Genomic DNA, 8,441 nt, shown 5'->3' with positions numbered 1-8,441 from the left:
CTTCCCACGGCTTCGGCCGAGCCACCCCGCACCCCCAAATCATCGAGCTCGGAGTGATCCAACCACCTCGAAGATCATTTCGTTAGGGGTTCTTACTGCACTCTCGAAGATCTCTGCCCGCATCCAGAACAGGCCGCCGATGCGGCCCGTGATCGCACGGCGAGTCGGGCCTCCGCATCCGTCAGCACCAGCTGGTCGACCTTCACCCCGACACCAGGCAATAGAAGGTCCGCAACCTGAACCCCACCCATCACGCCTGATAGCCGCCCAACTACCCCCAAATCAGCGACAGAGCCAACTCTTGTGGCGTGCCCACGCTGGGTGATCAGCCGATGCTTGGGAGGCACTGCGGGGTCCTGTGTCAGAACGGCGGGTCTTCGGTGTGGCCGCCTGCCCAGGAGGCGCGTTCGGCCACGAGTTGGGCGTGACGTTCGCGGGCTGCGATGTCGTCCGTGTTCTCCAGGTCGCTGGTGTCGTGACCCCATGCCTGCAGTACATCCAGGACGCGGTCTCGGTTGTGGCGGTGAGTACTTGTGGCCAGCAAGCGGCGGGCGTGGTCCACCAGTTCGCACCGGTGTGTGGTGAGGACGGGGGTGCTCTGCGAGGGGAATGGCGGCGATCAGGGCCGCGTCGCGTACGTCCGCGTTGCTGTGGTCGAGGAGAGCATGGACGGCGGAGAAGCCGGGTCGGGCGACGCGATGGCACGTCGGCGTCGGGACCTGGCGGATATCAGACGTGTACGCCGCCGGTGGCGGCCCGGGGCAGGACCGTCACCGGCGGCGGACGAGGGTCTCCTCGGCGGATCAGGTCAGGGGTTGGGGCTCACGTCCGGGTGCAGGCAGTTCCACGTCTTCGGGCCGACGATGCCGTCCTGGGGGATGTGGCATCGTCCCTGCGCCCATATGACGGCGGCTTTCGTGCCGGAGCCGAAGATGCCGTCCTCGGCGAGGTGCCGGCCGTAAATGTTCAGCAGGCACTGTGCGTGGGTGACGGCCTTGCCGGTGTCGCCGGGGTAGAGAGTCGGATGGGCCAGGTCGTAGGGGCAGGCGCTCTCCGAGGCCGGCCCAGCCGATACGGAGGCGGGTGAGGCGATCGCCGGCCCGGCAGCGACGGTTGCCGCGCCGAGTACGAGCGCCGAGACGACGAGCCCGGCTCGCCCAGTGAGTGTCATAGACATGAAGTTTCTCCTTTTCGCAGCAGGGTGAGGGCAATGGCTTTCGGTGCCTGGGACGTCGCCGCTGATGTCTCATGGGGTGCACTCGGCACGGCGGGAGGGTCCCCTCCACCGCAGTGGCGGGGACGCAACCGGCCGTCACTGTTCGCCGGTGCGGAGCTGCTCAGCAGCGGGAGATACCGGGACGCGGATCGGCGCCGGTGTTGATGTGCTGGCCCGGGGTGTATCCGTCGACCCAGTACTCGCCCTCCCACGTCGTGGTGGAGTACCAGATGGAGTTGCCCGAGACGGGCTGACCGACGTAGTAGCAGTCGATCGACAGCGGCTGCCCCTTGAAGAGGTTCCTCTTCACTTGGCAGGTCGTCTTGGCGCAGGTGTACTGCTTGGTCGACCGGGTGGTGTAGAAGACGTCGTCGCTCGCGGCGGACGCCGCCGACGACGGCGGCGCAAGGGCAAGCATTCCTACGGTCACCAGTCCGCCCAGCATTCCTGCCGACTTCATGACAGCTTTCATCAGCTGCGGCTCCTTCCATCTTTTTGGCGACAGGGGCGTCTTGGTCTGACTCATCTCCAGGTGCGGCATCCATGCCGATGGCAACGGCCTCGAGCCTCCCCATGACGGCGAGCGCGCACAAGCTGCTCAGGCGTTCGTGTACGTTCGGAACAGTCCCGACCAGCCCCCGAACACTGCCGGACAGCAGATCCCGAACATGGCCGGACAACGCACCTGGTTGACGAATTCGGCAGGGTCGCCAGCTGTGACCCCCCGTTACGGTGGAAATGTGGAACACGGGGCAGACAGCAACGGCGCCCAGCCGCCACCAGGGGCACTGCAGCCCGACCAGGCCCGCACCGCCGAGGAGTTCACCGCGGCGTTGCGTGCCCTGCGGATCTGTTCCGGGCTGTCCTACCGGCAACTGGAAGGAAAAGCCGCAGCACGCGGGGACATGCTGGCCTCCAGCACGATCGCGACCGCTCTGGGGCGCGCCACGCTGCCCCGCGAGCCGTTCGTCGCCGCGTTCACCCGCGCGTGCGGACTAGGTGAGGCCGAGGCCCAGCAGTGGCTCGACGCTCGCCGACGCCTGGCCGTGGCCCAGCAGCCCCCCGGTCCCCGTACCGATCCCGTCCCGCCCGGCACCGAGGAGCAGACGACACCGGACACGGACGAAGCCGGCCGTGAGCCGCGGTTTGGACACCGATACCGCCACATGCGCTTGATCGCGGCCGCAGCGATCGGCGCCGGGGTGGCCCTGGGTGTACAGACACTGCTGTCGCCCCTGTCCGACCCGCACCGCACGACAAGCGCCACTCACCCCGTGCGGGGCCTGGCCATCCTGGCCGTCGGCAGCTGGGCGCAGGTCCACCCGGCCCGCACCCCACGGCTATGTGTCACCGAAGGACGAGACCGGACCCACCGCTACGCCACTGCCATCGCGGCCCAGTCCCCCTGCGCACAAGCCGTCCCGCCCCACACCTACATCGAACCCGTCGGTGACAACCTGGTCCAGATCCAGTGGCACCATCCGAAGTACGGCATCGGCTGCCTGACCCTCTTACGTGACGGTCCCGGCCGCGCCCTGATCGAACCCAGGGACGACTGTGCCGAGGACAACCCCGCGCAACAGTTCCGGATCGAACTCATCGGCCCGCCGGCCTCAGCACACTTCCGTCTCCGCCCCGCCGCCACCGGCCAATGCCTCTCCGTCCGCGACCAGGACACCGTCGCAGGCGCCGAAATCGTCGAAGGCCGCTGCTCGGGCGCCCGCGACCAGGAATTCCTCATCACTCTGATACCGCCCGCATGACGAAGCTTCTTTGACGGCGAAGAAGTGAAGGGCTCGACGCGGAAGTCGTAGCGCCTCTGAACCTGTGCACGCCCAGTCTCCATCGGGGAAGGATCACCGAGCCCCGCCGGTCCTGCACAGACCGCCGCCCTCGAACGACGAGCGCCAACCAGGCTACGAGGACTGGGCCGTCACCGAGGACGGGCTGGTACGCGCCGCCTCTGAGCAAGGCCTTGACACCTGGGACGCGAAAGACGGCAAGCGCCGGTGGCCGTTCTGCGGCCGTGGATCACGCGCTGGCGGTGAGGGCGAATGCGGTGAGGATGAGGGCGCAGGCGGCCACTGTCAGGGCGATGTGGGTGCCGGGGAGGCGTCGTTGCGGGGGTGGAGCGAAGCAGCAGCAGGGCTGTTGGGCATGCCAGTAGGCGCTGTCCAGCCAGTAGGCGCCCAGGAGGTGTGCGGTGCCGGTCGAGCGGGCTTCGTCATGCATGTGGAGGCCAACGCCGGGTTGGTATGCGGGGATGTGGTGGTCGGATCGGTCGGCATCGGACTGTGATTTTGCATAACTTATGGGCAACTGCCAAAGCGCGCAGTCCACAGGTTATGAAAGCTCGATGCGTATATGTGATCGATCGGAAATTCTGGTTGGCGTGGGTGCAGTCACCGTCAATGGGATGCGTAGCGGCTGCGGACGGCGGTGGTCGCGAGGAATCCTGCTGCGGCGGCAGTGAGAAGAGCGCCGAGGGCGAGGAAGAGCGTGTTGCGGTGCATCGTGCGGCCTTTCGTACCGTGGTCACGGATTGTGCCCTGGACAACGGAGACAGCCCCGATTCGGCTCGTCCGCGCTGTAGGTGCAACCCGCATGGACGCGCCAGCCTGGGCCGGCGGGCTGACCGGTTGGCTCTGAAGCTGCACCGGCTGTTGCGTCTACTCCTGCACCAGCTCCTGCGAGGTCTGTTGCCCTCACCCGGACGCCGCCCTGAAGCCTGCGCAGGTCACCACGCGCGCACGGCGTGGTCGGGGTTCTGACATCCCCTGTGCGGCCGCTTTCGCCGGTGTTCCTGGCTGGAGTGAAGGAGGAGGGGCCGGAGGAACGGGCGGCACGGGCGGCACGGGCGCCAGGGGACTGGGAGCGCACGTGCCGTGTTACGCGTCGGCAGGGCCACCGCGCCCGGGCCGCCCGGCGGGAGGCGGTACTCCCGGATGCGGTGGCCGACATACATGCGATCCGTCTGCCTCCGGGGAGCCACGCATGTCGCGACCGGGCCGACGGCCGGCAGCTCGCGGCCGTAGGAGGAGCAGTGCGTCCGGCGGTTGGGCGGGCAGCGGGGGCCCTCGGGGACGGGCTCCGGTGCGTGCGGTGGTCTGCCGTGGCGCGGGTTCGGTGGTCAGGCGGGGCGGGCGGGGAGCAGGTTGTGCAGGTGCTGCTGGGTGTCGGGGTCGGTGGAGTAGAGGCGGGTGCCGTGCGTGCCTCGTGTGGTGAGGACCCGGTAGGTGTTCAGTGCGTAGGTCAGGTACTGGTGTGGTGTGAGGCCGCGCAGGGCGTGATCACGGCTCCTGTCCGGTCTGGCCTGCCAGCCGTCGGCGGTCCAGGTGATGTCCTCGCCGAGGATGACAGCGTTGTAGTCGTATTCCATGCCCTGGGCGGTGTAGACGCAGCCGATCTGCTGATGGCCCCCGGGATCGGTGGCCCAGAAGGCACGGCCCGGGGTGTCGGTGCCGGCGAGGAGAGCGTCTGCGCGTGCGTTCCAGGGGCGCTGCCACCGGTGCTCCGCGGTGCCGTCGCTCCAGTCGATGGATACTTCCGGCAGGAGCGGCGGTGCGGGCGGTGAGTCCCAGGACCAGCAGAAGCCGGCCGTGATACGGGCGCTGTGGCCCTGGCGGTGGTGACGGTGGACCCAGGCTTCGAGTTCGGCGGGATTGCCGGCCAGAGCCAGGTCGTAGTCACCCTGCCACAGCGGTGTTTGGCCCTCTTTCGCGAAGAGGGCATCGATCCAGTCGAGGTAGGTTCGCGAGCCGCCGCACCGGAACTGCGCGGTCAGATCGACATGGGCGAAACTGTAGTCGTGGGCGTGGGCCAGGCGGCGCAGTTCGTCCAACGTGGTGCCTTCGTTCGGGCGGACGACCTGGCGCTCGTCGAGGAAGAGAACCAGCGCGGCGCAACTGCGGACGAGGCGTGTGAACAGGTTGGGGAACTCGCTGGTGCGCTGCAGCGGGTCGGTGCGCGCCCGGTGGGCCTCGTCCAGCAGGACAACGCTTCTGTTCTTGTCCAGGCCGGCAGGCAGTGTGGTGGTCAGGGTACTGATCAGACCCTTGGCGGAGGAGCCGACGGCACGGGCGAGCTGTTGGGTGAGGGTGCCGGAGGGGGACAGGAGCCGCGGATTTGCTCCCTCCCGCAGAGCCAGGTCACCGAGAACACGGGCGGCAATGGCCGTCTTGCCCGTGCCCGGACCTCCGGTGACAACCACGATGTGCCCCGGCTGTGCCCTCTCGACGGCAGCAAGAGCGCTGTGGACGGCCTGGCGAGCCCGGTCCTGCTCCCCGATGAGCCGGAAACCGTGGTGGCCGTGGATGGTGTCCGCAACCCGGGCCAGCAGGCGGGCAGAGGGGCGGTGCCGTGCCGTGAGGAAGCCGCTGACCATTTCCTCTTCGGGGGGGCGCAGGTCCGCGCACTGCAGACGGTCGGCCAGCACACCGGCGGCGTCAGCAAGGAGGTCATCGGCTCCCAGGAGAGGGTAGGCGGCGCTGGGCCCGCCGGCCACAACTGCACGCAGGCGGCCGGTCAGTGCAGCCGACGCGTTGTGCAGCAGCGCCACACCGCGCACCTCGAGACCCAGCTGGTCGGGTAGCCAATCCTGGAGGTAGGCCGCATAGCCTGCGACCTGGCGGGCGGGATGCAGGACCTCACGGTCGCCGATCATGAGCATCCCCGGTCCTCCCGGGTGGGGAGCGGCGGAGGTCCACTGCTTGAGTTCGACCACGACGGCCACGAGCCGGTCCGCACGCCGCCCCAGCAGCAGGGCATCGATGCGCTGGCTGGAGCCCGGCAGCTCGAATTCCAGCAGCAGGCGCAAGTCATGCAGCCGGGCCGCATCGAGCGCCCTCAGGAGCACCGGCCAGCTTGCCGCCCAACTCCTGAGCTCGCCGGCGCCCGGAGCTCGGCCGTGGCGGGCGGCATGACGGCGGGCGCATTCGGTCACGAATCCCGGCCCGTTCGACTGCAGCAGGGCATCGCGAACGGTCCCCTCGAAGACATGCATGCACGATCTATAGCAGCAGCAACTGACAGCGCCACAAACCGCGTTGGCGCCGCGAGCCGTTTCGCCGTGGCACCCGTCTGATAGGGATAAGGCCATGACGATCCACGATCTGCAGCAGAGCCTGGCGCAGTTTGCACGCGAGCGTGACTGGGAGCAGTTCCACACCCCCAAGAACCTGGTGATGGCACTGCTCGGCGAGGCCGGTGAACTGGCAGAGATCTTCCAGTGGCTCACCCCCGCGCAGTCACGATCCGTCATGGACGAGAACGACCGGGCCCAAGCCGTGCGTCACGAGATGGCCGACGTCCTGGCGTACCTGCTGCGCCTGGCAGACGTCACCGGCGTGGACCTCGAACAAGCCCTGGCCGAGAAGATCGAGCTGAACCGGCAGCGCTACCCGGTCGACCTCGCTCAGGGACGCGCAACCAAGTACACGAGCCTGAAAGCCTGAGAAGAACCCAGCCGCCCACGCCACCGGTACGAAAACTCGACCAGACGGAAGGGCACGGCCTGTTGTCAGCGGTGGCTGTCATCCTTGAAGCTCGTGTTCGACTCCTGGGGGTTTCGTGTCGCTTGTCGTCATCCAACCGTCCTACGGCAATCCTGCCGCTCGCCGTCACTGGAGGGACACCCTCGACACCCTCGTCGACTTCACCACCCATCCGCGCACAAGGCTTCTGCAGCCTGCCGAGCGCAAGCAGTTGGACGAGTTCCACCCGGGTGGATCCGCGCACTTTTGGGGAGCGACGAGCCGGCAGGACCGGAAGATGGAACGCCTGCAGCCAGGCGACATTGTCCTGTTCACCGGACAGAACCACGTCCGTGGCATCGGCGAGATCGGCGCGCTGTTCCGCAACGCAGCGTTCGCGGACAGCATGTGGAGCGCCGACGAGGACAGCGGCAGCTGGCACAACGTCTACAGCCTTCTGTCCTTCGTCCCCGTGGAAATCCCCTACCAGGAGATCTGGGCCCTGCCGGGATTCAACACAGGCGACAACTTCATGGGGCTGCGGATCCTGGACGACGAGAAGGCCGCGACGATCCTGGACGGCCTGTGCATCGAGGCCCAGCAAGACGCCGCACACGAAAGGAACCTGCAAGAACCGGCCGTGCGCGCGCTGCGCACCCACACGGACATCGTCGACGGCGAAGCGGTGCACACCCCGACGACGCGTTACGCGCTCAAGGAGCACGAACTGGTCGTCCACCGCACCGAAGCCTTCCTGCTGCAGGAGTACACGGACAGCCTCGGCATCACCCAGCCCAAGCGGTTGCGCACCCCCGCGGGGATCACCGACCTGCACCTGGCCCTGCCGCACGGCAGCGAGGTCGTCGAGGCCAAGCGCGGCAGCACCCGCAGGTTCGTACGGGAGGCGCTCGCGCAGCTGTTGGACTACGCCCCGCACACCCCCGAACCTGCGGCCCGACTGACCGCGCTCCTTCCGGCCCGCCCCGCCGATCATGATCTGGCGCTTCTGCACCGCTACGGGATCGACTGCGTCTACCGCATTGAACCGGGGGCATTCGACCGCGCGCCCGCACCCGAGCAGGCCCGTGCTGTCATGGCGCCACTGTGGCGGCAGGGCCGGGACGACTGACCAGCACATCGCGTCAGGCGGCCGTCTGTCGTCCGGCGCGGGCCTGAGATCATGGACACAGGGGCGGCGTTCCGGGGGAGGCACCATGGTCACCGGCAGCGAGTTCGCCACCGGAAAGCCTGCGGAGAGCGGCGAGACGGAAAGCCTGGACGAGCGGGTGCCGCCCGATCGCGCCCTCACCCTGCGCCTGATGTCGGCCTGGTCGTCCAGCGACGCAACCTCGTTCGATGCACTGTTCACCGCGGCGGCGGGCGACAGCATCGGGGCCCTGCACGCGCGGGACCTGTTCGTCTTCGCGCTGGAGGTCACCGAATACAGAGCCGCTTCGGCAGCGAACCCGCAGGTGATGGTCAAAGCTCTGTGCAAGGCCATGACGAAGCACAGCCCATCCCACTTCTTGTGGAATCCTCCGCAAGGCTGACTGGAATGACCGTCCCAAGCACCCGACTGAGCTCGAGGAGGGGATCCTGCAGTCGCAGCGCCTGTCCGCCAGCAACCACAGTTCCACCGGCCGGAAGTTCTCTGTAGCGGCACTCCAGCAGGTCGAGCACGCTGATCACGCTCGACTCCACGCATCTCCCATTCGGCCCGCGCAGTTCCGTACGTCGTGGACGGCGCCATGCTG

The 8,441-nt window shown here is 68.0% G+C and carries 9 protein-coding genes; 4 read left to right on the top strand and 5 right to left on the bottom strand.

Features of this window, described 5'->3' with window-relative positions; genetic code table 11:
• Positions 1 to 361 precede the first annotated feature (361 nt).
• From ACIRU3_RS44975 to ACIRU3_RS44965, 3 genes are all read right to left on the bottom strand, one after another.
• The gene (locus tag ACIRU3_RS44975; protein WP_404069829.1) at positions 362 to 562 is read right to left on the bottom strand and encodes a hypothetical protein; all 201 of its coding nucleotides are present in this window, start codon (positions 560 to 562) and stop codon (positions 362 to 364) included.
• A 246-nt stretch (positions 563 to 808) separates the two neighbouring features.
• Complete coding sequence (locus tag ACIRU3_RS44970) at positions 809 to 1,177, bottom strand: peptidoglycan-binding protein (protein WP_404069827.1); 369 nt, start codon at positions 1,175 to 1,177, stop codon at positions 809 to 811.
• A 160-nt stretch (positions 1,178 to 1,337) separates the two neighbouring features.
• The gene (locus tag ACIRU3_RS44965) at positions 1,338 to 1,688 is read right to left on the bottom strand and encodes a hypothetical protein (RefSeq protein WP_404069825.1); all 351 of its coding nucleotides are present in this window, start codon (positions 1,686 to 1,688) and stop codon (positions 1,338 to 1,340) included.
• A gap of 268 nt (positions 1,689 to 1,956) precedes the next feature.
• Here ACIRU3_RS44965 and ACIRU3_RS44960 point away from each other — a divergent pair, with 268 nt between their 5' ends.
• A complete protein-coding gene (locus tag ACIRU3_RS44960; RefSeq protein WP_404069823.1) occupies positions 1,957 to 2,979 on the top strand; it encodes an XRE family transcriptional regulator in 1,023 nt (340 codons plus the stop codon).
• Between the two features lie 268 nt (positions 2,980 to 3,247).
• Here the strand turns inward: ACIRU3_RS44960 and ACIRU3_RS44955 are convergent, their stop codons facing one another.
• Together ACIRU3_RS44955 and ACIRU3_RS44950 are read right to left on the bottom strand one after the other, a co-directional pair.
• Positions 3,248 to 3,448 (bottom strand): hypothetical protein, encoded by a 201-nt coding sequence (locus tag ACIRU3_RS44955; protein WP_404069821.1) that lies wholly within the window; start codon positions 3,446 to 3,448, stop codon positions 3,248 to 3,250.
• Positions 3,449 to 4,346: 898 nt separating this feature from the next.
• On the bottom strand, positions 4,347 to 6,218 hold the full coding sequence (locus ACIRU3_RS44950) for a DNA/RNA helicase domain-containing protein (RefSeq protein ID WP_404069819.1): 1,872 nt from the start codon (positions 6,216 to 6,218) through the stop codon (positions 4,347 to 4,349).
• Positions 6,219 to 6,312: 94 nt separating this feature from the next.
• Between ACIRU3_RS44950 and ACIRU3_RS44945 the strand changes: the two genes are divergently transcribed.
• From ACIRU3_RS44945 to ACIRU3_RS44935, 3 genes are all read left to right on the top strand, one after another.
• A complete protein-coding gene (locus ACIRU3_RS44945) occupies positions 6,313 to 6,669 on the top strand; it encodes a nucleotide pyrophosphohydrolase (RefSeq protein WP_404069817.1) in 357 nt (118 codons plus the stop codon).
• 115 nt (positions 6,670 to 6,784) lie between these two features.
• On the top strand, positions 6,785 to 7,816 hold the full coding sequence (locus tag ACIRU3_RS44940; protein WP_404069815.1) for a hypothetical protein: 1,032 nt from the start codon (positions 6,785 to 6,787) through the stop codon (positions 7,814 to 7,816).
• Between the two features lie 85 nt (positions 7,817 to 7,901).
• Positions 7,902 to 8,237, top strand: coding sequence for a hypothetical protein (locus ACIRU3_RS44935; protein ID WP_404069813.1), 336 nt, complete (start codon positions 7,902 to 7,904; stop codon positions 8,235 to 8,237).
• Positions 8,238 to 8,441 lie beyond the last annotated feature (204 nt).

The organism is Streptomyces sp. NPDC101151, from assembly GCF_044768335.1.
In the GTDB taxonomy this organism is placed as follows: Bacteria; Actinomycetota; Actinomycetes; order Streptomycetales; family Streptomycetaceae; genus Streptomyces.
This window is presented reverse-complemented; position numbering and strand designations above follow the sequence as displayed.

Excerpts from the sequence above, each read along its gene's own strand:
- ACIRU3_RS44970 (WP_404069827.1), bottom strand. The coding sequence starts at position 1,177 with ATGTCTATGACACTCACTGGGCGAGCCGGGCTCGTCGTCTCGGCGCTC.
- ACIRU3_RS44965 (WP_404069825.1), bottom strand. The coding sequence starts at position 1,688 with ATGAAAGCTGTCATGAAGTCGGCAGGAATGCTGGGCGGACTGGTGACC.
- ACIRU3_RS44955 (WP_404069821.1), bottom strand. The coding sequence starts at position 3,448 with ATGCATGACGAAGCCCGCTCGACCGGCACCGCACACCTCCTGGGCGCC.
- ACIRU3_RS44950 (WP_404069819.1), bottom strand. The coding sequence starts at position 6,218 with ATGCATGTCTTCGAGGGGACCGTTCGCGATGCCCTGCTGCAGTCGAAC.
- ACIRU3_RS44945 (WP_404069817.1), top strand. The coding sequence starts at position 6,313 with ATGACGATCCACGATCTGCAGCAGAGCCTGGCGCAGTTTGCACGCGAG.
- ACIRU3_RS44935 (WP_404069813.1), top strand. The coding sequence starts at position 7,902 with ATGGTCACCGGCAGCGAGTTCGCCACCGGAAAGCCTGCGGAGAGCGGC.